General features: G+C 74.0%; 23 protein-coding genes and 1 riboswitch. Of the genes, 11 read left to right on the top strand and 12 right to left on the bottom strand.

Annotated elements, in window-relative coordinates:
* Nucleotides 1-73: 73 nt before the first annotated feature.
* A complete protein-coding gene (locus ACZ55U_RS03755) occupies nucleotides 74-928 on the bottom strand; it encodes an alpha/beta fold hydrolase (RefSeq protein WP_465522051.1) in 855 nt (284 codons plus the stop codon).
* Nucleotides 929-1,050: 122 nt separating this feature from the next.
* Complete coding sequence (locus tag ACZ55U_RS03750) at nucleotides 1,051-1,557, bottom strand: hypothetical protein (RefSeq protein WP_465522049.1); 507 nt, start codon at nucleotides 1,555-1,557, stop codon at nucleotides 1,051-1,053.
* A gap of 212 nt (nucleotides 1,558-1,769) precedes the next feature.
* Between ACZ55U_RS03750 and ACZ55U_RS03745 the strand changes: the two genes are divergently transcribed.
* Both ACZ55U_RS03745 and ACZ55U_RS03740 read left to right on the top strand, forming a co-directional pair.
* The gene (locus tag ACZ55U_RS03745; RefSeq protein WP_465522047.1) at nucleotides 1,770-3,011 is read left to right on the top strand and encodes a hypothetical protein; all 1,242 of its coding nucleotides are present in this window, start codon (nucleotides 1,770-1,772) and stop codon (nucleotides 3,009-3,011) included.
* 9 nt (nucleotides 3,012-3,020) lie between these two features.
* Nucleotides 3,021-3,473: a hypothetical protein gene (locus tag ACZ55U_RS03740; RefSeq protein WP_465522045.1), complete on the top strand. Its 453-nt coding sequence runs from the start codon at nucleotides 3,021-3,023 to the stop codon at nucleotides 3,471-3,473.
* 3 nt (nucleotides 3,474-3,476) lie between these two features.
* On the opposite strand, the gene ACZ55U_RS03735 is transcribed toward ACZ55U_RS03740, so the two are convergent.
* The 4 genes from ACZ55U_RS03735 to ACZ55U_RS03720 all read right to left on the bottom strand — a co-directional run bounded on the left by ACZ55U_RS03735 (nucleotide 3,477) and on the right by ACZ55U_RS03720 (nucleotide 8,705).
* The gene (locus ACZ55U_RS03735) at nucleotides 3,477-4,538 is read right to left on the bottom strand and encodes an NAD-dependent epimerase/dehydratase family protein (RefSeq protein ID WP_465522043.1); all 1,062 of its coding nucleotides are present in this window, start codon (nucleotides 4,536-4,538) and stop codon (nucleotides 3,477-3,479) included.
* Nucleotides 4,539-4,546: 8 nt separating this feature from the next.
* The gene (locus ACZ55U_RS03730; RefSeq protein WP_465522041.1) at nucleotides 4,547-6,679 is read right to left on the bottom strand and encodes a DUF362 domain-containing protein; all 2,133 of its coding nucleotides are present in this window, start codon (nucleotides 6,677-6,679) and stop codon (nucleotides 4,547-4,549) included.
* Between the two features lie 287 nt (nucleotides 6,680-6,966).
* The gene (locus ACZ55U_RS03725) at nucleotides 6,967-7,680 is read right to left on the bottom strand and encodes an IclR family transcriptional regulator (RefSeq protein ID WP_465522039.1); all 714 of its coding nucleotides are present in this window, start codon (nucleotides 7,678-7,680) and stop codon (nucleotides 6,967-6,969) included.
* A 197-nt stretch (nucleotides 7,681-7,877) separates the two neighbouring features.
* Nucleotides 7,878-8,020, bottom strand: a riboswitch (SAM riboswitch).
* Between the two features lie 199 nt (nucleotides 8,021-8,219).
* On the bottom strand, nucleotides 8,220-8,705 hold the full coding sequence (locus tag ACZ55U_RS03720; RefSeq protein WP_465522037.1) for a DUF7144 family membrane protein: 486 nt from the start codon (nucleotides 8,703-8,705) through the stop codon (nucleotides 8,220-8,222).
* A gap of 254 nt (nucleotides 8,706-8,959) precedes the next feature.
* Here ACZ55U_RS03720 and ACZ55U_RS03715 point away from each other — a divergent pair, with 254 nt between their 5' ends.
* The 3 genes from ACZ55U_RS03715 to ACZ55U_RS03705 all read left to right on the top strand — a co-directional run bounded on the left by ACZ55U_RS03715 (nucleotide 8,960) and on the right by ACZ55U_RS03705 (nucleotide 11,194).
* Nucleotides 8,960-9,715 (top strand): HEAT repeat domain-containing protein, encoded by a 756-nt coding sequence (locus ACZ55U_RS03715; RefSeq protein ID WP_465522035.1) that lies wholly within the window; start codon nucleotides 8,960-8,962, stop codon nucleotides 9,713-9,715.
* On the top strand, nucleotides 9,702-10,706 hold the full coding sequence (locus ACZ55U_RS03710; RefSeq protein ID WP_465522033.1) for a HEAT repeat domain-containing protein: 1,005 nt from the start codon (nucleotides 9,702-9,704) through the stop codon (nucleotides 10,704-10,706). The genes ACZ55U_RS03715 and ACZ55U_RS03710 overlap by 14 nt, the downstream gene beginning before the upstream one ends.
* A 68-nt stretch (nucleotides 10,707-10,774) precedes the next feature.
* Complete coding sequence (locus tag ACZ55U_RS03705; protein WP_465522031.1) at nucleotides 10,775-11,194, top strand: hypothetical protein; 420 nt, start codon at nucleotides 10,775-10,777, stop codon at nucleotides 11,192-11,194.
* A gap of 67 nt (nucleotides 11,195-11,261) precedes the next feature.
* Here ACZ55U_RS03705 and ACZ55U_RS03700 read toward each other — a convergent pair whose 3' ends face one another.
* Entirely contained in the window at nucleotides 11,262-12,119 is an 858-nt protein-coding gene (locus ACZ55U_RS03700; RefSeq protein WP_465522029.1) for a hypothetical protein, read from the bottom strand.
* A 227-nt stretch (nucleotides 12,120-12,346) separates the two neighbouring features.
* Here ACZ55U_RS03700 and htpG point away from each other — a divergent pair, with 227 nt between their 5' ends.
* Entirely contained in the window at nucleotides 12,347-14,263 is a 1,917-nt protein-coding gene (gene htpG, locus ACZ55U_RS03695; RefSeq protein ID WP_465522027.1) for a molecular chaperone HtpG, read from the top strand.
* A gap of 67 nt (nucleotides 14,264-14,330) precedes the next feature.
* Here the strand turns inward: htpG and ACZ55U_RS03690 are convergent, their stop codons facing one another.
* The 5 genes from ACZ55U_RS03690 to ACZ55U_RS03670 all read right to left on the bottom strand — a co-directional run bounded on the left by ACZ55U_RS03690 (nucleotide 14,331) and on the right by ACZ55U_RS03670 (nucleotide 18,441).
* Nucleotides 14,331-14,807: a hypothetical protein gene (locus ACZ55U_RS03690; RefSeq protein WP_465522228.1), complete on the bottom strand. Its 477-nt coding sequence runs from the start codon at nucleotides 14,805-14,807 to the stop codon at nucleotides 14,331-14,333.
* A gap of 392 nt (nucleotides 14,808-15,199) precedes the next feature.
* Nucleotides 15,200-15,955, bottom strand: coding sequence for a choice-of-anchor P family protein (locus ACZ55U_RS03685; RefSeq protein WP_465522025.1), 756 nt, complete (start codon nucleotides 15,953-15,955; stop codon nucleotides 15,200-15,202).
* Nucleotides 15,956-16,172: 217 nt separating this feature from the next.
* Entirely contained in the window at nucleotides 16,173-17,561 is a 1,389-nt protein-coding gene (locus ACZ55U_RS03680) for a glycosyltransferase family 2 protein (RefSeq protein WP_465522023.1), read from the bottom strand.
* Entirely contained in the window at nucleotides 17,558-18,175 is a 618-nt protein-coding gene (locus ACZ55U_RS03675; protein WP_465522021.1) for an archaeosortase/exosortase family protein, read from the bottom strand. Before ACZ55U_RS03675 ends, ACZ55U_RS03680 begins: the two co-directional genes overlap by 4 nt.
* Nucleotides 18,176-18,240: 65 nt before the next feature.
* Nucleotides 18,241-18,441: a hypothetical protein gene (locus ACZ55U_RS03670; RefSeq protein ID WP_465522019.1), complete on the bottom strand. Its 201-nt coding sequence runs from the start codon at nucleotides 18,439-18,441 to the stop codon at nucleotides 18,241-18,243.
* A 322-nt stretch (nucleotides 18,442-18,763) separates the two neighbouring features.
* Here ACZ55U_RS03670 and wecB point away from each other — a divergent pair, with 322 nt between their 5' ends.
* The 5 genes from wecB (at nucleotide 18,764) to ACZ55U_RS03645 (ending at nucleotide 23,473) form a co-directional block, all read left to right on the top strand.
* Nucleotides 18,764-20,050: a non-hydrolyzing UDP-N-acetylglucosamine 2-epimerase gene (gene wecB / locus ACZ55U_RS03665; RefSeq protein ID WP_465522017.1), complete on the top strand. Its 1,287-nt coding sequence runs from the start codon at nucleotides 18,764-18,766 to the stop codon at nucleotides 20,048-20,050.
* Nucleotides 20,051-20,328: 278 nt separating this feature from the next.
* Nucleotides 20,329-22,950, top strand: coding sequence for a class III lanthionine synthetase LanKC (gene lanKC, locus ACZ55U_RS03660; protein ID WP_465522015.1), 2,622 nt, complete (start codon nucleotides 20,329-20,331; stop codon nucleotides 22,948-22,950).
* Between the two features lie 108 nt (nucleotides 22,951-23,058).
* Entirely contained in the window at nucleotides 23,059-23,202 is a 144-nt protein-coding gene (locus ACZ55U_RS03655) for a hypothetical protein (RefSeq protein WP_392876605.1), read from the top strand.
* A complete protein-coding gene (locus ACZ55U_RS03650; protein WP_465522013.1) occupies nucleotides 23,202-23,351 on the top strand; it encodes a hypothetical protein in 150 nt (49 codons plus the stop codon). Before ACZ55U_RS03655 ends, ACZ55U_RS03650 begins: the two co-directional genes overlap by 1 nt.
* Nucleotides 23,351-23,473 (top strand): hypothetical protein, encoded by a 123-nt coding sequence (locus ACZ55U_RS03645; protein ID WP_465522011.1) that lies wholly within the window; start codon nucleotides 23,351-23,353, stop codon nucleotides 23,471-23,473. The genes ACZ55U_RS03650 and ACZ55U_RS03645 overlap by 1 nt, the downstream gene beginning before the upstream one ends.
* The last annotated feature ends 114 nt before the right edge of the window (nucleotides 23,474-23,587 follow it).

The following is a 23,587-nucleotide window of genomic DNA, read 5'->3' as shown; positions in this document are numbered from 1 at the left end:
CGGAGCGAGACAGCGGGGGTGCGCGGGAAGTCGGCCGAGCCGACTTCCCACGCACCCGACAACGGGCAGGCCGTCAGCTGCCGGCGATACCCGCCAGCAGCGCGGCGGCCGGCTGCGGGTGGACGAGCCAGCGGAGGTGGCTGCCCTCCAGGGTGTGGACGTCGAAGGGGTTCTCCGGGGTGAGCGCGTCGGCCTCACGGATCATGCGGTCCGCGGCGGCGGGCGGGATGCTGGCGTCGGCGGCCAGACGCACATAGGTCTTCGGGATCCGGCCCCAAGTCGCCGCCTGCGCCCGGTCGTCGGACGTGCCGACGTCGAGGTTCTCGTCCGGCTGGAAGGTGTTCAGGAAGGTGCGGAACTCGTCATCGGTCAGATCGGCCGCGAAGGCCGCCTTGAACCCGGCGAGCGCGGCCGGGTCGGCGGTGCGGAAGTTGACGCGGAGCAGACCGAGTTCGGCCGGGTTGCCGACGAGCGAGGCCGCGAAGGCGGCCGGGTCGACGTCCGCCATCTCGGGCTGGGCGTAGTAGTCGTTCACGTCGAGGTCGACGGGGCACCAGGCGGAGACGTAGACGATCCGGTCGATCAGATCGGGCCGGGCGTTGGCGACGGCGGTGATGGTGACGCCGCCCCGGCTGTGGCCGACGAGGATGGTGGGCCCGTTCCGCTTGGCCCGCTCCAGGACCTCGATCACCCGGGCCGCGTTGTCGGCGAGCGTGACTCCCTTGATGCTGCCGGGCTCTGCGGCCAGCGCACCGAGATCCTGGGGAGCCTGGTACGGCACGGGGAAGGTCGCCTCGAACCCGTGCCCCGGCAGGTCGACCGCCACCGAGCGGTGCCCGAGCAGGGCCAGTTCGGCCTGTAGCGGCGCGAAGGAGAAGGAGTTCGCGAAGGCCCCGTGGACGAGGACGAAGGTCGGCAGGTTTGACATCGCCTCAGTCTCCAACAAGATGATCTTCGAAACAAGATCAGCGAACGGTGCTCCCGGACACCGGCGGTGCGGACCCGATCCGGATCCGCACCGCCGACACACCTTCGGTGGCCCTGCGGGGGCTACAAGGTGGTGGTGGAGATGGCCACGAGCGCGCACTTCGCGGGAAGCGGCGCCGTCCCTGCCGCTTCCAGACTTCCGTCACTCGATGTGCCCTTTGCCCCGCTCTTCGGCTGGAGGATCAGGCTGAAGCACAGACGGTTGCTGTGCGAGGGGTCCGTGTTCAGCTCGGTCTCCAGCTTGAAGGACATCACGTCATTGGTGAGGGTGATGGACGCCGGCGGGACGACGGTGACCGCGCTGGCCGCACCGGTGTAGTCGTTGTACCAGTAGTAGCTCGCCCACTTGACCCATTGCCACTCCTTCGGGGCCTTGAGGTTGTAGGTCACTGTTTGCTTCGCCAGTTGACCGTCCTTCGGCTCGGTCACGCGCAGGCAAGCAGTGAAGAGGTGGAAACCCGGCTCGCCGGCAGGACCGTAGGGAGCGCTCTCCTGCGTGGCGGTTACCTTTGTCGCTGTTTCCTGGGGAAGCTCGACGTCTGTTGCAGGTGTGTCCGTGGGCACCACCACAGCCGTCTCCGTCGGCATCATGGAAGTCCACCGGCCTTTCTGTGATGACTTCCGCGCTGGACGCAGCACAATCACCCAGCGTCACGATTCGATTACGGAACCCCTCCATCAGGTTCGCACACATCGATCGTATACGCACCCCCCCTGGCGCAGCCCCCGCATGCGATCAATTCGCGCCCCTCCTACGATGATCAGAGGAGGACACGAACCAGATGGTCACCTACCCCTACGCCTTCCACATCGCCCTGGACGGGAACGGCATGAACGGCCTGGAGGGCGCGGCCGGCGTGTGCGTGTTCCGCTACAACCCCGACAGCGGGGAGTACGCCTACCGGATCCAGTACTACGACGGGGTGGCGGGCGGCCACGCCATCAGCGTCACCCCGGACCACAGGTTCGGGTTCCTCGGCAACGCGGGGCAGCAACTCCTCTTCTACGACGTCCAGTCACTGGGCGAGAGCGAGCGCGTGTCCGCCCTGCGCTTCGAGCCCCCGGACGCCGCCATCAAGAGCAGCACCCACATGGTGTGGCTGGACGGCACCCACGGGATCACCGCGATCGGTGACGGTCTGTGGCTGATGGACCTCGACCGCCCCACCGAGGCCGAGCGCATCGGCGACCACGGGCTCAAGCTCCCCCACGCCATGAAGCGCACCGCCTCCGGCCGGTACCTCGTCTACGGCGGCATGGACCACCCCGGCCGGGGCGAGGCCGCCGAGGTCGGCGTCTTCGACCTGGAGAAGCGCGTCGCCCGCCGGATCGCCCTGCCCACGACCTGCTGGCACGTGGCCTGCCACCCGAGCGACGACCGGTTCTACGCGCTCTCCTTCCGCGTCCTGCCCCAGGAGGGCCGGGACTGGCACGAGTGGGCGATGGCCTACTTCAAGGAGTACGTCTACGAGATCGACGCCGGGAGCGGGCAGATCCTGCGCCACTGGGCGTGCGGCCAGAACTTCCCCGCCCACATCAACTCCGACGTCTGCGTCTCCGACCGCGAGTTGATCTACTGCAACGGCGGCAGCGGCACCATCGTGATGATCGACCTCGCCGACTTCTCCTCCTACCGGGTGATCGACCAACGCCCCAACCTTGCAACCCAGTTGCGCTCCGCGCGGCAGGCGGCGAAGCAGGTCACCGACGCCTTCACCCGGGGCTCGCCCGGCCCGAGCAGCAAGCACTTCGTCGGCGCCCTGCGCGTCACCCGGGGCACGCTCGTCGACGGGGTCTACGCCTGCCAGCTCTCCGCCGACCAGAGCCTGCTGTTCACCGCCAACCGGGGGCTCAACACGATCACCGTCTACGACTACCCGGCCAACACCGTACGGCTGCGGGTGGAGATGCCGGAGCTGCGCGCCCACCTTCCGGAGCTGCCCGTCTGGACCGATCCCCGTCTGGGGTTCCACCACAGCACGCTGCTGAGCCCGCTGCCGACCGGCACCGGCAAGCCGACCTGAGGAGTGGCCATGCGCCCCGAGACGACCGAACACCTGAACGACGAGCTCCAGGCGGGCTGGGAGCACCTGCGGTCCACGGCGGCCACGGTCGCCGAGATCCAGACCACGATGTGGGGCGACTGGGCGGAGCTGACGGCCGGGATGGCCACCGGCAGACTCCCCTGGGGGGAGGTCTACGCCGAGTACTGGAAGTTCGTCGCCGACGAGGACCTGAGGTTCGCCCTGGAGCTGAGCGAACTCGGCATCGACTACGCCCAGCGGGTGGCGGAGGTCACCCGGAAGCACGAGGAGCGCCTGCGCGACCACCTCCGCGAGATCGCGAGGAGAGGCATCCAGCCGCTACCGGACGAGCGCACCGCCGACAAGGACACCACCGACGAGAGCACCACCGGAGGCGACGACAGCAGCAGCGCGGGCGAGAAACCCACGCGCTCGTCCCGCTCCAGGAGCGCGAAGCGGTGAGCCTCAGCCCGGCCCCTCGTCCTCCAGCGGCCGGGGCAGCAGCTCCCGCGAACCCGTCACCTCCGGGTGCGGCCGCAGCCCGGACCTGATCCGGTCCGGCACGTGCGGGCTGGTCAGCAGCCAGCCCAGCGCCTCCACCAGCGCCTGCCGGGCCGGTCGCGGCCGGTAGCCGAGGGCGGCGGCCCTGTCGTGCCGGTACCAGTAGAAGCGCCCCATCGTCCGGGCCTCCGCCCGGGTGGTCGCCGGGGCCCGGGCGGTCAGCACCGCGCGGATCTCCCCCACCGTCGCCGCCAGGTACGCGCCGGTGTGGCTGGCGGTGGCCCACGGCCCCCGGGTGCCGCACAGCTCGGAGACGGTCTGGTGGATGGTGCGCCACGCCCAGTTCTCCCCGCCGAGCAGGTAGCGCTCCCCCGGCAGACCGCGCTCGGCGAGCAGCACGTGGCCGGCCGCGACGTCCCGGACGGAGACGATGTTGCACCCGCCCGGGTAGGTGGTGCGCAGCGCGTCGGCCAGGTACCGGGTGATCAGCGCGTTGCTGGGCACCAGCCGCCAGTCCGGCCCGCCGACGACAATGGTCGGGCAGGCCGCCACCACCTCCAGGCCGAGTTCGGCGCCGAGGGCGAACGCCGTGCGTTCCTGCTCCAGCTTGGTGACGAAGTAGTCCGGCAGGTACTCCTCCCCGGGCGTCCAGTCCTCGTCCCGGGCCACCGGTCCGCCCGAGGAGCCGCAGGTGATGGAGGAGGAGGTCACCACCACCCGTCGGACGCCCGCCTCGGCCGCCGCCCGCAGCACCTCGCGGGTGCCCTCGACGTTGGCCCTGGTCAGCTCCTCCCGGCTGATGTCCCAGTAGGAGAAGACGGCGGCGCAGTGGAACACGGTGTCGCAGCCGTCGAACGCGGTCCGCAGGCTGGGCGGGTCGCGCAGGTCGGCGTTGACCAACGGCACGTCGAGGCCGTGCAGTTGGCGCAGGTCGCTGCTGCGGCGCACCTGCGCCCGCGCCTCGTGGCCGGCGGCGCGCAGCGCGCGCACCACCTGGGAGCCGACGAGCCCGCTGGCACCTGTCACGCACGCCCTCACGGGGTCTGCCTCGCTCGCCGGTCCCGGGCCGCGGCCTCGCGCAGGCCCGCCCAGAAGCCGGTGACCGCCGGGCGCAGCGCCTCGCGGAACTCGCCCAGCAGCGGGGAGCGGGCCGGGGCGTCGCCGGGGGCGACGTGCCAGAAGCCGTCCGGGCCCAGGCGCCCCGGCGGGGTCGGCACGGTCAGGCTCTGGGTGAGGGCCTGGGCGGCGACGGTGCGCACCATCCGGACGGCCTCGGTCAGCCGCTGGGTGGGCAGTTCGGCGGCCTCCAGGTCGTCGATCCGTTCCCAGGGCCGGCCGATCCGGTAGGGGCGCCCCTCGTACTGGGCCTCGAAGTTGTCCAGGGTGCGGGTGAAGAAGCGCTGGTAGGAGTCCTGGACGAGGGGGTCCCTGAGCTTGGGCCTGGTGTCGGGGCGCAGCACCTGCCAGGTCAGCGGGAGGGTGAAGCGCTGGCGCACCCGGATGACGATCCGGGTCCGGGCGCCGCCGTCGGCGGGGAGGAAGACCACCGAGCCGTCGTCGTACTCGGCGGAGCCGTTGGGGCTGCGGACCGTCCGCCAGGAGATCCGCTGCCGCCGTTCGCCGTACTCGACGGACTCCAGCTTGCAGACGTCGATGGGCGGGCCGCCGTAGTACGCCAGGTAGTTGGGCTGGGCGAGGTAGAGGTTGCGCTCGATCTGGCGGGTCGGCCGGCCCTGGTCGTCGCGGGTCACCACGTGGACGCGGCCGCCGAGGTAGTCGGTCATGTAGCTGATGGACCGGCTGATGTCGACGCGCCGGACGAACTCGGCGTACGGGGCGTTGACGGTGCGTTCGCAGCCGAACAGGATCGAGTGGCCGACGTGCTGCCAGCGCATCTGCCAGGCGTCGGCGGGCAGCGCGTCAATCACCGTCTCCAACGGCCGCAGCAGGGCGGTGATCCGGTCGAAGTCCCGGTGGGTGTAGGCCGCCGGGTCGACCGCGAGGGAGACGTCCCGGCGCCGCAGGGCGTCCTTGGCGTTGCCGGTCCGCCAGGCGCGGACGGTGGAGGAGGCGGAGGCCGCGGCGCCGACCATGGCGCACAGGGTGGCGGTGGCGGCCGGGTTGGTGTCGGCGGCGCGGATCAGTGCGGTGAGGAGGCGGGAGAGCCGGGCGAGCGCCGGGTCGGTGACCTCCGCCGTACCGGGGGCGACCTGCCAGGCGGCGATGCTGAACAGCCGGTGGGCGCGCCCGTCGGGGGCGAGCCGGCGCACCGCCTCGACCAGCGAGCGCGGCGGGTTGCGCCAGCCCGGGTAGGGCGTCAGGTCGCCGTCGATCCGGTAGGCGCCGGGCAGGCCGCGGTCGCTGAGGACCCGGGCGTTGAGCGGTGAGGAGGCGGGGTCGACGCCCATCAGCAGGGCGCCGACCAGGTCGGCGAGGACGCCGTCCGGTGCGGCGATCACGGTGTCCGTCCGCAGCGGGCGGCCGACGTGCGATCCGGCGCAGCCGTGGCTGCTGACGACCGCGTCGATCAGGTGGAAGTCCGGCGGGTAGGCGCCCAGCAGGTCGACGAGGACCTCGGCGCCGTCGCGGCGGGCGCGGTAGTGGTGGTGCTTGTCGTCCTGCGGGAGCACGCCGAACAGGTTGGCCAGGCACAGGGCGTAGCCGAACTCGGGGTGGGTGCAGTTCTTCGCGATGTTGATCCGGAAGCCCGCCTCCAGCCAGCCGCGCGCCAGTCCGCTGCCGTGCAGCACGGCCGATTCGGGGAACTCGGCCGGTTCGACCTCGGCGGAGAGGTCCACGAGGCGGTAGGCGTTGCCCTGCGGGGTGCGCTCGCGGTAGCCGAGTCGGCGGCACGCTTCGAGGGGTCCGGGGCCGGCCAGCCAGGTGTCCGGGCCGCAGCGGGCGGCGCCGACGGCGACGTCGCGGTAGCCGCGCTCGTGCAGCAGGTCGATCAGGTGCTCCACGAGGGCCGCGCCGACCGCCGTCGCGGGGTCGCCGTAGGCGGAGGCGCCCGGGGTCAGCAGCACCGCGACCGCCGCGGGATCGCCGCCGGCCCGCTCGGCGAGCCGCTCCCAGAGCCCGGCCCGGGCGACCGCCTCCGCCAGCAGGTCCGGGCCGGAGCGCGGCCGGACCCGGGTGGAGCGGGCCACGGCGGCGACGACGGTCACATCTCCCCCAACGCCGGTGGACGGCCTTCCCGTTGGCGCCCGTCCGGGCCATCGCCGAATTACCGGAAAGCAGCTCGAAAGAGGTTGAAAGCGATGCTACTGCCCGGAGGTCGGATGCGGCGCGGGGACGCGCGCTCGTGTCCCGGCAGCGGGGGCGGCAGGGGGGCGGGAGGCAGGGACGCCCGAGCCGGACCTGTCGAGCCGGACCTGTCGCGTCTGCGGGCCGGGCCGGCCGCCGGTGCCCCACCTCGCATCCGCAGGCCCGGCCGCCCACCGCCCCCGCCCCGTCAGGGGTTGCGCAGCGCCTCGGTGAGGCGCTGCGCCGCCTCCAGGACGGCCTGGGAGAGCTGGGCACCCGGGTGGCGGGTGAGCCGTTCGATCGGGCCGGAGACGGAGACGGCGGCCACCACCCGGTTCGACGGGCCCCGCACGGGCGCGGAGACGGACGCGACGCCCGGCTCCCGCTCCCCGATGGACTGGGCCCAGCCCCGGCGCCGCACCCCGCTCAGCGCGGTGGCGGTGAACCGGGCGCCCTGCAACCCCCGGTGGAGGCGCTCCGGCTCCTCCCAGGCGAGCAGGACCTGCGCGGCGGAGCCGACCTTCATCGGCAGTGTGACGCCCACCGGCACGGTGTCGCGCAGGCCGGTGAGCCGCTCGGCGGCGGCCACGCAGATCCGCACCTCGCCCTGCCGGCGGTAGAGCTGGGCGCTCTCCCCGGTGACGTCGCGCAGGTGGGCGAGGACCGAGCCGGAGGCGGCCAGCAGCCGGTCCTCCCCGGCGGCCGTCGAGAGCTCGGTGAGCCGGGGGCCGAGGGCGAACCGGCCCTGCATGTCGCGGGTGACCAGCCGGTGGTGTTCGAGGGCGACGGCCAGCCGGTGGGCGGTGGGGCGCGCCATGCCGGTGGCGGTGACGAGCCCGCCCAGGGTGGTCGGGCCGGCCTCCAGGATGCCGAGGATCGTGGTGACCTTGTCGAGCACGCCGACGCCGCTCGTGTTCTCCATGGATGGGTACTCCAGTCTCAGTGCCCGTGAGCGGTGGGTGGTCCTGCTCACGGGGGCTCCCGGCGGGAGCCGGGGGGTGGTCAGCGAGGACGGGCCGGAGAAGTCGGCCGATTGCCTGCGCCGGGCACGAGACGGGTACGCGGAAGGGCCGGGGCGGTCAGCGCCCGGGCGAAGGACAGCACAGAGAGCACCGTGTCTCCTCATCTTTCCCGCGCCACATTGGCGACAGGCCGGAGTTGGCACTGATCCCGGACGGCACGGCGCGTACTTCGGACGCCGGGTCGATCGGGGAGTTGCCGGGGCTTCGTAGGGCCGGTCCCTCCACCCCTCTGGATGATTCGCGACGAACGATACCCAGCTCGGAGCGCCTCGCCAAACGGGCCCCCGCCACGGTGCGCTGGTCAGGGCGCCGTCCGGGGCCCTGACCAGCACTGTTCCAGCCGCCGGGCCCCAGGGCCACCGACGTGCCGGCCCCGCTGCCCTGCCCCGCTGCCGGGGCCGGGCAGCGGGGCAGGGCGGCGGGGCGGTCAGGCCACCGATCAGCTCCGGTCGGGTCCCGCCCGCTCCGGTCCGGTCCGGTCGTGATCGGTCACTCCCGGTCGCGGCGGCGGTGTGACGACCCGCCCGACGCACAGCGCCCAGATGACCAGGGCGTCGATCGCGATCAGCACGATCGCCCAGAGCGGGTAGTACGGCAGCCAGACGAAGTTGGCGAGCATCCCGAACACCGCCACCACCACACCGACGACGCGGGCCCAGGTCGCGCCGCTGAAGACCGCCACCCCGGTCACGATGACGACGATCCCGAGAATCAGGTGGAGCCAGCCCCACCCCTCGGTGTTCATCGAGTACACGTAGCTCCGGGTGACGATGAGCACGCGGTCCCGGTGGATGGCGGCGGTCCCCTGGAAGACCGCCATGAGGCCGGCGGAGATCAGCATGACCCCGGCGAAGATGGTCCACCCATTCGCGTGGGGGTACCGGTTGGCCCCCCGAATGGCGGGACCGGTAGCACTACTCGCCATGACACGGGCTCCTTCGGTTGCGCACGCCCCGCGGGCGCGGGGTACGGGAAGGACGGGCGGCCGGGCGCGGGTGCTCCGGGGGGACCACGGCGGCCCGGCTCTCAGCCGCCGCGGGTGGGGTCGGGGAGGTCGGCGATGCGCGGAGAAGCACCCGTGACGGCAGAGCCCCGTAATCACCGTAAGGCGGGACCTCCGGCTCCGCTTGACCTTGACACCGTGACAAGCCCTTCACTGTGGCCGAGGAGGTGGTCCTGATGACCAGGCCGAACGAGGACACGAACCCGGACACCGGTGTGAGCACGACCACGAACGGCGACACCGGCCCGGCCCCGGACCCCGACACGACGCCGGCGCTGCGGGCGCTGCGGGCGCTGGGGCACGACGACCCCTCTGTCCGGCTGCGGGCGGCGCTGGCGGTCGGCACGAGCCCGAGCCCGGGGTACGTCGAAGGGCTCGTCGAGCGGTGCGCGGTCGAACCCGAGTTCTCCGTGCGCGAGATGCTCACCTGGGCGCTCACCCGCCACCCGGCGTCGCTGACGCTCCCGCCGCTGCTCGGGGAGGTCGGCTCCCCGCGTGCGCAGGCGCGCAGCCAGGCGCTGCACACCCTGTCCAAGATCGGGGACCGGCGGGCCTGGCCGGCGATCACGCCCGCGCTGCTGGCCGACCCCGACGACGAGGTGGCCCGCAGTGCCTGGCGGGCGGCGGTCGCACTGGTCCCCGAGGGTGCCGAGCACGGCTTGGCCGTAGTGTTGGCGAGCCGGCTCGGACGCGGCGGGCGGCAGACGCGGCTGAGCCTCAGCCGGGCGCTGGTCGCGCTCGGGGAGGCGGTGCTGCCGGTGCTGACCGCCGCCACGACGGACCGCGACCCCCGGGTGCGCGCCCACGCGCTCGCCACGGAACGGCTGTGGCACGACCCGGACGCCGGGTTCGAGTCCGCGATCGAGGAGGCGAAGCGCGCGGTGGCCCTCGACGGGGCGCCGGGAGGGACGGTGGGCAGTGCTGATCGGTGACGTCGCCCGGCGGTCCGGGGTGAGCGCCCGCATGCTCAGGCACTACGAGTCGCTCGGCCTGGTCCGGCCGACCGGCCGCACCGACTCCGGCTACCGCCAGTACGCCGAGGAGGACATCCGCCGGATCTTCCACATCGAGAGCCTGCGCTCCCTGGGCCTGTCGTTGCGCGAGGTCGGACGCGCGCTCGACGACCCGGGCTTCGCGCCCGCCGCCCTCGTCGAGGACCTGATCGGCCGCACCCGGGAGCGCATCGCGGCGGAGACGGAGCTGCTCACCCGGCTCAGCCGGATCGGCGCCGCCGAACCCGCCGGCTGGGAGGACGTGCTGCGGATCGTCTCGCTCCTCCAGGCACTGGAGTCCAAGAACCCGGGCGCCCGGCAGCGCGCCGCCCTGTCCGCGTCCGAGGACGTACCGGTGCCGGTGGAGGCTCTGGTCGAGGCCGTCCTGGCCGAGCCGGACCCGAACGTCGCCGGGGCGCTGCGCTGGGCGCTGGCCCAGGCGGGCGGCGACGGGCCGGCCCTGCTGGCGAAGGGCCTCCACGCCCCCGCGGCCGAGGTGCGCGAACGCGCCGTGCGCTCCCTCGCCGAACTGCCGGGCGGTGAGGCCACCGCCCTGCTGCGCGACGCCCTCGCCCACCCTGATCCCGCCGTCCGCGGGTGCGCCGCCCTGGCGCTCGGCACCCGCGGCGCGGCGGACGCCGTTCCGACCCTCATCGGCATGATCGTCGAGGAGGTCAAGGACGCCGACGCGGCCGACGCGCTGGGTGCGCTGGCCGCCGATCCCGCGCTGGCGGACCGGATCGCCACCGGACTCGCCGACCGCCTCGCCGACGGAGCCGTCGACGCGCCCGCCCGCCTGCGGCTGACCCAGGCGCTGGCCGACGTCCCGGGGAGCGCCTCGTCCCGCGCCCTCGAAGCGCTGGCCCGCGACGAGGACCGCGCGGTCGCGTCGACGGCCGCGTACGTCCTCGGACTGCGCGACGCACGGTAGCCGGGGCCGGGTACGGCGGGCCGGAAAAGCCCCTGCGCCCCGACCGGCGCGCGTGCCATCCTCGGCGGATGCCTGCCCGTAGCCGCCGCCTGCCCCGGCACCTGTCCTGGCCGCTCAGCTCCACGGACGTCCGCGCCGCCCTCGGCGACCAGGAGGCGGACGACGCCGGCCTCTGGTACGCCCGCGAACCCCAGAGCGACGGGACGGTGCTGGAGGTCGCGTGGGTTCCGCAGACCTCCTCCCCCTACGGCCGGGGCATCCTCCCGGGCCTCCTCCCCCACGTACGGATCCGCATCGCCCCCGTCCCGGCCGCCGAACGGGCCGTCGTCCGCGAGGCCCTGCGCCGGCAGGCCCTCCCCGAACTCGCCGCCTGGATCACCGCCGCCCGCCACGCCCCCGACGGCTGGACCCTGGGCCCGCACAGCCGCTCCTGGCGCTTCGCCGACGGCACCACCACCCACCGCGACGACCACCGCCCGTACCGCTGAGCACCGCGCCCTGCCAACTCCCCCACGACGTCGGCGCCTTGCGCCCGATGCCCTCCGCCCGCCGGGCTCAGCGGCGTATCGGCGGCTGCTCGGCGGGCCCGTAGGCGCGCAGTTGGTACGGGAGGTTCGCGGGGCGGCGCCAGCGGAGGTCGAGGCCGCAGGCCCCGAGGACGGAGCCGAAGGCGTGGCGCATCGCGTCCTGGACGGCGGTGCGCAGCCGCGCGGCCTGCTCGCCCCCTTCGGCGCAGGCGGCGGCCGACAGCCGCCCGGAGGGGTTCCAGCGCAGATCGGCGACGCCCCTGACCTCGTCCCGGTCGTCGACGGGCCGGCACGCGTCGAGCGTGATGCCCGGCGCGTGCAGGTGGTCGGCGACCGGCAGGCCGACGAGCGCGGCGGCGCGGCGCACCGCGTCCACGACCTCGGCCCCGATGCCGAGGTCCTGCGGGCGCGACCCCGACGGCAGCGCCCCCGGTGCCAACGCCCCCAGCGGCGACGCCCCGGACACCGACGCCCCGGGCGTCAACGCCCCGGCTGCACCGCCCCCGCCCACCCGGGTCTCCCCGTCCGCCCGCCCCGGCACGACCTCCAGCCCGAACGCCGGCAGGAACTCCGCCAGCGCGTTCTCCATGCCGGCGCTGACGGCCCGCCGGGCCGAGGACGCCGGCTGCTGCGCCATCGCCGCCGCGGCCGCCAGCCGGGGCCCCGGCTCCCAGTGCAGCGCGATCAGGCCCGCGCAGTCGTCGGAGTCGTCGTACGGTTCGGCCGCGCGCAGTCGGACGCCGACCCCGTGGCCGCCGTAGCCGACGGGCAGACCGGCGAGCAGGAGCGCCTCGGTGATGCGGTCGGCGAGCAGCGGGTCGATCCGGGGTGCGGGCCCGCCGGCTCGTGGCCGCGGTCGTGCGAGCCGTGCGCCAGCCGTGTCCACGCCGTCCTCCTAGCGGTTCCGGGCCGTGCCCGACGACCACCGCCGGCGCCCGAACGTACGCCCTACCCGGATGTCCCGCCGGCGAATCCCCGAAGCGGGCGGAGCACCCGTGCACCCGATCCGGCCGGGCGGACATGAGGCAACATCTACGATGCGGTGGGGGGCCGCCGAGGCCCGCCCGCACCTCCACACCGTCCGTAACCTTCGGGAAGAAAGGAAGCCCCAGAGTGGGTAGCAGTGTCGAGACGCTGGAATTCCAGGCCGAGACCCGTCAGTTGCTCCGGTTGGTGATCCACTCGATCTACTCGAACAAGGACATCTTCCTGCGCGAGCTGATCTCCAACGCCTCCGACGCACTGGACAAGCTCCGGCTGGAGTCGCTCACCGACTCCGACCTTGCGGCCGACACCTCGGACCCGCACATCACGCTGGACGTCGACCGGGAAGCCCGCACCCTCACCGTCCGCGACAACGGCATCGGCATGAGCCGCGACGAGATCGTGGAGCTGATCGGCACGATCGCCAAGTCCGGCACCGCGGGCCTGCTGGAGAAGCTCAGGGACGCCCAGGACGCGGCGGCCGCGCAGAGCCTGATCGGCCAGTTCGGCGTCGGCTTCTACTCGGCGTTCATGGTCGCCGACAAGGTCACCCTGCGCACCCGCCGGGCCGGCACCGACGCCGGCACCCAGTGGGAGTCCGACGGCGAGGGCACCTACGAGCTCCAGGCCGTCGACGGGCTGCCGGTCGGGACGTCCGTCACCCTGCACATGAAGCCCGCCGACAGCGAGGACGGCCTGGCCGACTACCTGTCCGAGTGGAAGATCCGCCAGATCGTCAAGCAGTACTCGGACTTCATCCGCTGGCCGATCCGGATGACCGTCGAGCGCACCGACGCCGAGGGCGCCACCACGCGCGAGACCGAGACCCTCAACTCGATGAAGGCGCTCTGGGCCCGGCCGCGCACCGAGGTCACCGAGGAGGAGTACACCGAGTTCTACCGGCAGATCAGCCACGACTGGCAGCCTCCGGCCAAGACCGTCCACATGCGCGCCGAGGGCACCTTCGAGTACGAGGCGCTGCTGTTCATCCCCTCGCAGGCCCCGTTCGACCTGTTCTCCCGGGACGCCAAGCGCGGCGTGCAGCTGTACGTCAAGCGCGTCTTCATCATGGACGACTGCGAAGCGCTGATGCCCAACTACCTGCGCTTCGTCAAGGGCGTGGTGGACACCCACGACCTGTCGCTGAACATCTCCCGCGAGATCCTCCAGCACGACCGGCAGATCCGCGCGGTGCGCCGGCGCCTGGTCAAGAAGGTCCTCGGCGCCGTCAAGGAGGTGCAGACCGGCGACGCCGAGGCCTACGCGAAGTTCTGGAGCCAGTTCGGCAGCGTGCTCAAGGAGGGCCTGATCGAGGACGGCGACAACACCGAGACCCTGCTCGGGCTGGTGTCGGCCGCCTCCACCCACGACCCGGAGAAGACCACCACGCTGCGCGAGTACGTCGAGCGGATGAAGGACGGCCAGGAGGCCATCTACTACCTGACCGGCGAGACCCGGGCCACCGTGGAGAACTCCCCGCACCTGGAGGCCTTCCGCGCCAAGGGGTACGAGGTGCTGATCCTCACCGACCCGGTCGACGAGGTCTGGGTCGAGCAGGTCCCCGGCTTCGACGGCCACCGCTTCCAGTCCATCGCCAAGGGCCAGGTCGACCTCGACGAACCGGCCGACGGCGGAGAGGAGGCGGACGCCGAGAAGAGCAGGCGCGAGCAGGACTTCGCCGCCCTGCTGTCGTGGCTGAGCACCACCCTGGCCGAACAGGTCAAGCAGGTCCGGCTGTCCTCGCGGCTGACCACCTCGGCGGCCTGCCTCGTCGGCGACGCCCACGACATGACCCCGACCCTGGAGAAGATGTACCGGGCGATGGGTCAGCAGGTGCCGCCGGTCAAGCGGACCCTGGAGCTCAACCCGGCGCACCCGCTGGTCGTCGCGCTGCGCACGGCGCACGAGGCCGACGCCACCGATCCCGCGCTGGCGGAGATCGCCGAGCTGGTCCACGGCAGCGCCCTGCTGGCCGAGGGCGGCGAGCTGCCCGACCCGGCCCGCTTCACCCGGCTGCTCACCGACCGGCTGACCCGGGCGCTCTGAGCGGCTCGGGCGCCGGTGGCGCCGCCCTTCCTCGGGGCGGCGCCACCGGCGCGTGCGGGGGAGGGCGTCAGTCCAGCTGGCTCAGCGCGTCGCTGACCAGCTTGGTGGCGAAGTCGTTGCCCTTGCCGGAGATCCGGTTGATGTACTCCGCGAGCAGCACCGCCGTGGCCTCCAGGGGGTTCATCTCCTCCTTCGTCCAGGAGCCGTACTGGGCGCGCCACAGGTTGGGGCTCAGCCCGGTGCCGGCGGCGACGAGCAGGCCGGCCATGGTGGGGATGACCTCGGGGTTGAAGGTCCTCGGCATCATCCGCATGGTGGCCACCAGGCTGGGGACGGCGTGCTCGATGACGTCCTCGTCCTGGTGCTCGAAGGCCTGGCGCAGCCAGTTCATGAACACGTAGACGAGCGTGCAGGCGCCTTCGATCAGCGCCTCGGCCTGGGCCGGGCCGAAGGACGCGGTGATCTGGTCGACCATCCGCTGGTGCTCGGGGTCCGTCCCGGACTTGCCGTCGTAGACGGCCTTGAGCCGGGAGTCGATCACCATGAGCGCGGCGCTCACATCGCCGACGGGAGCGTGCTTGGGGTCGCAGGACGACACGGGACTCCTCCTAGAGCGGCCTCGGCCGGGGCGGCCGGTCCGTTCGTAGGGTAGGCGAGCGGTCGCACGCGGTCCGGCGCGTCCGGCCGCGGGAGCCGTGTGGCGGCGGGTGCGCGGGTGCCGCCCCGGGCGGACCGGGGCGGCACCGGGGCGGCGGAGCTGGGCGTGTCGCCCGGTTCCCGTCATCCGGCAGGCGTTCCTCACACCTTGGAGTGGGGGTCCGCCGGCCCGGCTGACGCCGCCTCGCGGAGGGCGGCCGGCCCGGGTTCGCCACGGACCCGGGCCGGCCCCTCCCCCGCCGGACGGACCGCCCGACCGGCCGCCGGACGGATCGACCGTCAGGCGGTCGCCGCACCGCCCTTGGCGCTGCGGCGGCGCAGGTAGACGGTGGCCAGGGCGCCGGCGACCACCGCGCCGCCGCCCACCCCGGCGACCGACGGGTCGATCATCGGCACCGAGGCCGCCGGCTCGGCCCCGCCGCAGGAGGCGTGGCCGATGACCAGGTTGGCGCCGTTCAGCGACGGCAGCAGGGTGATGTGGACGGCGTTGACGGTCAGCACGCCGTTCGCGTCGGTGGTCTGCTCGTTGAGGACGATCGAGCCGACGAGCGGGATGCTGACCTTGGTGTTGGCGGGGGCGTTGGCCTGGAGGTTGGTCGGGATGCCGGCGACGCTGACCGACCCGCCCGCGATCAGGCCGCTGCCGGTGGCTCCGGTCGGGGTGGCCTTGCAGGTCGAGTTGACGCCGGTCAGCGACACGGAGGCGACCCCGAGGTCGAGCCCCAGCTTGTCGACCGTCGCGGAGGCCGACGAGGTGCCGGCGGCCGGGTCCCCGGCGGTGGTCGCGGTGAGCGTGGAGTTGGTGGCGACCGGCCCGATGTTGAGGCCGACCAGGGTCTGGGTGCCGCCGGCCGGGTACGTCGACTCGGGTGACGGTGCGACGGCGACCATGCCGCCCAGGGCCTCCGTGGAGACGACGTAGGCGTCCGCCGTGGGGGCGGGCAGGGCGGCGTACGCCGGGGAGGCCACGGAGAGGGCCCCGAGGGCGGCGAGCGCGGTTCCGGCGAGGACGCGGTTGCGGGTACGAGTTCTCACGGGTCGGCCTTTCGGAAGGGTCGCACGGCGGGCAGACGTGTCCGCCGTGCGGGTGCAGGAAGGAGTGGTGCGTCAACTCCCCTGACCGGCCGGGGCGTTCGGTTCGGCCACGGCCTCAGCGGTCGGGGAGAAGTCTTCGGTGCTGCGCTCGGGCGGAACGCCCAGGCGCGCTCAGGCGGGACACCCAGGCACGCTCAGGCGGGACGCCCAGGCGCGCTCAGGCGGTGGCGATCTCCCGCGCGGACGCGGCCTCCTGGGCGGCGGGCTCCGCCGGCGGCTGGGCCGTACGGGCCGTCTTCTGCCAGGAGCCCTTGCCGCGCACGATCCGCCAGAACGCGCGGACCGCGACGAGGTAGGTGGTCGCGGCGTACACCGCGAGGGCGAGGCCGTAGCCGAGCGCGGCCCGGCGGCTGATCCCCGGCTCGCTGCGGCGCCGGTACAACGGCCCCCAGACGGCGAACTCGGCGACGCCCACGGCCAGGTAGAACGCGAGCAGCACCGCGCCGCCCTGGCGGAGGAAGGCGAGCACGAACTCGGGGTAGAAGACGGCGTTGTAGGCGAAGGCGGCGATCGGCACGGTGTAGACCACCAGGCCGACGACCTGGAGCCAGGGCTGGACCATGAAGTAGAGGACCTCCAGGAAGCCCGCCGTGCTGAACTCGCGGGAGCGCCAGACCCGGCGCAGGTACGGCGCGCACTGCATCGAGCCCTGCGCCCAGCGGACCCGCTGGGTGATCAACTGCCGTACGTTCCAGAGGGCTTCCTGGTCCACCCAGGCGGTCGTGGTGTAGCCGTTGCGCCAGCCGGCCAGCATCATCCGCAGTCCGAGCTCGAAGTCCTCCAGCAGCGCCCTGCCCCACGGCTCGCCGCCGCCCCCCTGGTCGATCGAGCGCAGCGCGCTGAGCCGGTTGGCCTGCCCGTTGCCGCCGACGTTGACGGTGCGGGTGAGCCGGCGGGTGATCTGGATCGCGGAGATCGGGCCGCGGAACTCGATGTCCTGCAAGCGGGCCAGCAGCCTGGCGAACCGGTTGGCCAGGCGCCCCCGGTGGGGCAGCGGCACGGCCACGTCGCGGTTGGACATCCGGACCTCGACCTGGACGGCGCCGATGTCCGGATCGGCGAAGAAGGACGGACCGGCGAAGACCTCCAGCATCCCCGGGGAGGGCCGCCCGTCGGCGTCCACGACGGTCAGCACGACCCGGTCGGCGTCGGTGTTCTCGGGCAGCCAGGCTTCGAGCGCCTGGTAGGCCGCGTTCAGGGCGTCGCCCTTGCCGGTGCGGGCCCGCGGCAGCCGCCGGCTGACCAGGTGCACGGGCCGCCCCGCGGCCGCCCTGGCCCGCACCACCTCGGCCGTGCGGTCCTCGGAGTGGTCGTCGACGACCCAGACGTGTGCCCGGGGGAAGTGCCGGTCGAGGTAGTCCAGGGTGGTGCCGATCACGGCCTCCTCGTCCCGGCAGGGTATGAGGAAGTGCCAGTCGAACCGGGTCGGGTCGCCCGGGGCGTCCGGGCGGGCCCGCAGGAAGTTGCGCACGATCACGGCGACGTAGGCGAGGAAGCCGACCCCGAGCACGAAGGACAGGCAGACGGACAGGTCGAGCAGGGTCACGGCGCACCGGCCTCCGCGTCGCGGGTGGACGTTCGGGTGATCAGGAAGAGAAAGAGCAGCAGGGCGATCAGGCCGGCGGCCATCATCAGCAGTGAGCCGAACAGGACGTGGGTCCAGCCGAACCCCTCGTCGCCGTACCGGTGTTGCATGGCGACGATGAGCGTCAGCCGGCCCAGGTTGGCGGCGACGACCAGGCCGGCCGCCAGGGCGAAGCCCAGCAGCACCCGGGTCGGCCGGCGGCTGCCGAACAGCAGCAGGAGACCGGCCAGCAGGGCCAGCGGGGCGATCAGCAGGGCGCTGCTGCACCCGGTGCTCAGGGCGATCCCGCGCCCGAACCCGCCCGCGTCACCGGCGTAGAGCACCGGCGCGTCGGGGGATTCGAGCAGCAGGGTCCGCAGGCCGAGCCCGTGCGAGACGACCCACTGGGCGCCGGCCATCTCGCGGAACCGGTAGGCCCGTTCACCGGCCACCAGGAACCCGCACAGCCCCAGCAGCAGCGGCCCGGTCACCCCGGCGAGCACCCGGCCGGCCAGCGGGGCGCGGCCGTCGCGCGGCAGCTGCCGGCGGGCCACCCCCGGCGGGCGGGCGGGTTGCGGGTACGCGTCTGCGGTCACGAGGAAACCCCTTGGGGGAAAGGCGAGTTGGTGGAGGTGGGGTACGGGCCGGTCGTCGCCCTCGGCTACCGGCGGTCGTCGCGCTCGCGGCCGGTCGGCGCGTCCTGGTCGGCCGCGAGCCGGCTGCGCCGCAGCAGGGCGACGCCCACCAGCACCAGGGCCGTGCCGGCCGCGGCGGCGAGGCCGAGGCCGGGCGAGCCGGTCGAGGCCAGGACGCCGCCGCCGGCCGCCGTCGGGGGAAGGCCGCCGCCTATCGGTCCGTACATGGGTGGTTCCTCTCGTTGCGACCGGGTTGTCCCGATCTCTGCGGTCCGGAGCCGTATGTTGCTGGGCTGATCGGATGATCGGATAGGTGCGGCGCGCCCATTCGAGTGAAGTTCACCCATTTGCCGCAGTCACGCCAAGTCGACCCGACGCGGGCACTCCTGATGGGGCGGCATACGAACGGCCGCCCGGCCACGGGGGGCCGATCCAGCACGTATGAGCCAAGTGGGTGACATCGGTCCGCTGTATGGACATTTCTTTCGAATTCGCCCATATCGTCTGCTGATACTTCCGCCATCCCACCCCTCGCCCCTTCGGAGCGCCATGTCCTCGACCGATGTCGCCCTGGTCCTCGGCACCCGGCCGGAGATCGTCAAACTCGCCGGCGTGGCCCGGCTCCTCGGTCCGCGGGCCCGCATCGTCTGGAGCGGCCAGCACTGGGACCCGGCCCTCACCACCACGTTCTTCGCCCAGTACGGCCTCCCCCGCCCCCACCACCTGCTGACCGGCGTCGGCGGCGAGCCGCGCGGCCGGCAGATCGGCCGGATGGTCAGCGCCCTGAGCGACCACCTCGCGGCCCACCCGCCGGCTGCCGTGGTCGTCCAGGGCGACACCAACACCGCCGCCGCCGGCGCCCTGGCCGCGCACTGCGCCGGCATACCCGTCGTCCACGTCGAGGCCGGCCTGCGCTCCTTCGACCCCGACATGCCCGAGGAGGCCAACCGCCGCCTGATCGCCCCGCTCGCCGACCTGCACTGCGCGCCCACCGCGATCGCGGCGGCCCACCTCCTGCGCGAGGGAATCGAACCGGACCGGGTGGTGGTCACCGGCAACACCGTCGTCGAGGCGACCCTGGAGACCCTGCCCACCGAGGCCGAGGCCCGCCGCGTCATGGCCGGGCACGGCGTCACCCCCGGCGGCTACGTGCTCGCCACGATCCACCGCCCCGAGAACACCGACGACGCCGCCCGGCTCGCCCAGATCCTGGACCAACTCGCCGCCCTGGAGCTGCCGGTGCTGCTGCCGCTGCACCCCCGCACCCGGGCCGCCGTCGAGTCCTTCGGCCTGCGCGGACCGGCCGACCGGCTGCGCCGGATCGAGCCGCTGGACCACGCCGGCTTCCTCGCCCTGGCCCGGCACTGCCGCCTGCTGGTCTCGGACTCCGGCGGGGTCCAGGAGGAGTGCACGGTGCTCAAGCGCCCGCTCGTGGTGGTGCGCAACTCCACCGAGCGGCCCGAGGCCGTCCAGGCCGGCTTCGCCAGACTCGCCCGCCCGGGCCACGAACTCGGGCGCGCGCTGCGGGAGTTGCTGGCCGACGAGACCGTCGCCGAACGGCTCGGCCGGCTCCCCTCGCCCTACGGCACCGGACAGGCGAGCGCCGAGATCGTCGCCGCGCTCCGCAGGCGCTACCTCGGGGCCGGGCGGCCCGCCGGACCGGCCGCCGTGCAGGACCTCGCCCCGGCCCTCGTACCGGACCTCACCCCGGCCGCCGAACAAGCCCTCGTACCGGCCGCCGAGCAGGCCCTCGTACCGGCCGTCGCGCAGGCCGTCGCGACGCCCGTCGAGCGGGCCGCCGGGGGGCCCGCCGCGGCGGCACGGCCCGGACGCTGACCCCGACCGGGGCCCGGAACCCCCGATCCGCCCGCAAGCTGCCTGGCAGGAAGGTGGCGGATCGGACCCGTCGACCCGGGGCGACCCGGCTGGCAGGGTCTGTCGCAGCCCGCAACCGGCGGGATCCACTGCTTCCGGGGGGGTTCCCTTGACGACGCCATCCGACGCCCGGACGACCACCGGGCCGGACGCCGCCGGGTGCCGCCCGCAGCCCTTCCGGTCGTCCGCCGCCCTCCGGCGGCCCCGCCGGTCGCGGACCGCGGGCTGAGGCGGGCACCATGGACGACCGCTACGAGCGCCACTGCCTCGCCGACCCGCTGTTCTACGACGACCCGGCCCGCGCCGAGCGCCCGGACGACCGCTTCGCCGCCGCCACCGCCCCGCTGCCGCCGGGCTGGCAGCGCCAGGAGCACGGCCCTTGGGTGCACGTCAGGCCCCCGCACCCGCGCCTGCCCGAGCAGGGCTGGAAGGTGCACGTCTCGGCGGCCCCGGACGAGGCCGAGCGGGTGATCGACCAGGTCCTGGCGTACTGCCTGGAGCACGAGCTGACCTGGAAGTTCCTGCGCGGCCGGGCCACCGCGCACATGCTCAACAGCAAGTACGCCGACCGCCGTTCCAGCGGCAAGCTGATCACGCTGTACCCCGAGGACGACGCCCGGCTCACCCAGGTGCTCGACGAGCTGTCCGCCCTGCTCAAGAGCGTCCCCGGCCCGTACGTACTGAGCGACCTGCGCTACCGGGAGGGCCCGCTCTACCTGCGCTACGGCTCGTTCAGCGAGCGCTACTGCACCGACGAGCTCGGCCGGCGGGTGCCCGCCATGAGCGGACCGGACGGCGAACTCGTCCCGGACGTCCGGGGAACCGTCTTCGCCGTGCCGCACTGGGCGCCGGTGCCGGAGGTCGTCGCGGCCCAACTGGCCGCCGACGCCGAGCGGGAGGCCAGGGAGGCGGCGCAGGCCGCGCAGGAGTTCCCGTTCGAGGTCACCAAGGCGCTGCACTTCTCCAACGGCGGCGGCGTCTACCTGGCCACCGACCAGCGCGACGGCCGGCAGGTCGTCCTGCGCGAGGCCCGCCCGCACGCCGGCCTCGACCACGCCGACCGCGACGCCGTCCAGCGGCTGCTGAGCGAGCGCCGGGTGCTGGAGGCCCTCGCCGGACTGGACTGCGTGCCCGCGCTCCACGAGTACCGGCAGGTCTGGGAGCACCACTACCTGGTCGAGGAGTACATCGAGGGCGAGCGGCTGGAGGAGGTCTTCACCCGCACCTGCCCGCTCGCCCACCCCGACCCGGACGAGGCCGAGTTGGCCGAGTACACCGCCTGGGCGCTCGACGTGGTCGAGCAGGTCGCCGGCATGCTGGCGGCGCTGCACGAGCGCGGGCTGGTCTTCGGCGACCTCCACCCCAACAACGTGCTGATCCGGCCGGACGGGCGCTGCGCGCTGGTCGACTTCGAGATCTCCTTCCCGGCCGACGACGCCACCGCTCCCCCGCTGGGCGCGCCCGGCTTCGTCTCGCCCTCGGCCCGGCGCGGCACGGCGGTGGACGCGTACGCCCTCGCCGCGCTGCGGCTCTACCTCTTCCTGCCGGTGAACCACCTGCTCGCGCTGGACTCGGGCAAGGCCGAACTGGCCGCCCGGGAGATCTCCGCGCGCTACCCCGTCGACCCGGGCTTCGGGGCCGAGGTCGCCGGGGCGCTGCACCGGGCGGCCGGCGGGAAGCTGCCGCCCGGCGCCACCGAGCGCCGCCCGGCAGCGGCCGACGGCCCGGCGCCGTCGCGCCCGGCCTGGCCGCAGGCACCGGCGGCGGACACCGGGGCCTGGCTCCCGGTGCTGGACTCGCTGGCCGCCGGCATCCTGGCCACGGCCACCCCCGAACGCGCCGACCGCCTCTTCCCCGGGGACGTCGAACAGTTCGGGCCGACCCACAACGGCCTGGGCCTCGCCTACGGGGCGGCCGGCGTCCTGCACGCCCTGGCGGCCTGCGGCCGGCCCGCCCCCGCCGAGCACACCGACTGGCTGATCACCCGCACCGGCGCCGCGCCGGACCTGCCGACCGGGCTGTACGACGGACTGACCGGCATCGCCTGGGCGCTGGCCCGCCTCGGCGCCCCGGACGCGGCCGGCGCGCTGGTCGAGCGGCTGCTCGCCGCCGAGCTGCCGCTCGACCCGGGGCTCGGTTCCGGCCGCGCCGGCATCGCGCTCGGCCTGCTCGACCTGGCCGGGCCCCTGGGCCGGGACCACCTGGCCGAAACGGCGCTGAAGCTCGGGCACGAGCTGGCCCGGGAGGAGCGGGCGCCGCAGCTGCGCGGCCTGCTGGACGGCTGGAGCGGACAGGCCGCGCTCTTCCTGCGGCTGCACGGGCACACCGGCGACGGCGAGTGGCTGACGGCCGCCGAGGCGGCGCTCGGCCGCGAACTGGACGAGGCGGACATCACCGACGGGATGCTCTTCCTGCCCGAGGACCGCCACCGCCGCAAGCTCCCGTACCTGGCCGCGGGCGGCGTGGGCACCGCGACCGTGATCGCCGGACTCGCCCGGCGCACCGGCCCCGAGCGGCTGCCCGAGCGCTTCGCCGAGGCCCTGGCGGCCGCCGACCGCGCCTGCCTGCCGGACCTGATCGCCGCGGCCGGCCTGTTCGAGGGCCGGGCCGGACTGCTGCTGCACCAGCTGCGGACCGGGCAGCCGGCGGCGGCCGACCGCCACCTGCGGCTGCTGGAGTGGCACGTGATGGGCCATCGCGGCCACCTGGCCTTCCCCGGCTGCCGCTCGCTGCGGCTCTCGACGGACCTGGCCACCGGCGCCGCCGGGGTGCTGACCACCCTGCACGAGGCGGTGCTCGGCCCGGTGCCGCTGCCCGGCATCACCGACCTCGCCGACCTCGCCGACCTCGCCCGGGACTGACGCCCTCCGTCGTCGCCCGGCACCACCACCGACTTCCCCCGGCCCCCGGGCCGGGGGAGCACGGCCGCCGCCCGGTGGCCGCGATCACCTCACCGAAAGGAACGGACCATGTCGAAGATCCTGGCCCTCCAGGGCCTCGAAACCGAGACCGGCGCCTCGGCCTACACCTCCACCATCCTGCCGCCCAGCCACACCAGCAGCGCCCTGCACATGCGCTTCGAGGCCCCCGTCGCGGACGAGTCGGCCCGCTGATGACGAAGGTCCTGGCCCTCCAGGGCCTCGAAACCGAGGCCGGTGCCTCGGCGTACACCAACACCATCGAGCTGCCGCCCAGCCACTGGAGCGGCGCCGCGCACCTGCGCTTCGACGCGCCGGTGGCCGACGAGGAGAGGACGCACTGATGTCGAGGATCCTGGCCCTCCAGGGGCTTGAGAGCGACACCGCGCCGGCGGCGCTGACCATCAGCTTCATCAGCAGCCAGTCGCACGACTGGGTGGCCGGCCCGGTCGAGACCGGGAAGTAACCGCCGAGCGGCGGGGGGGGGGGGGGGGGGGGGGGGGGGGGGGGGGGGGGGGAGGGGGGGGAGGGGGGGGGGTCTCTCGTGTTCTCCCTCGTTTGTTCGCTGTTTGCTCCTCTG

The organism is Kitasatospora sp. NPDC034533, assembly GCF_055575155.1.
Note: the sequence above shows the minus strand (reverse complement) of the source record. Positions and strands in the feature narration are given on the sequence as shown.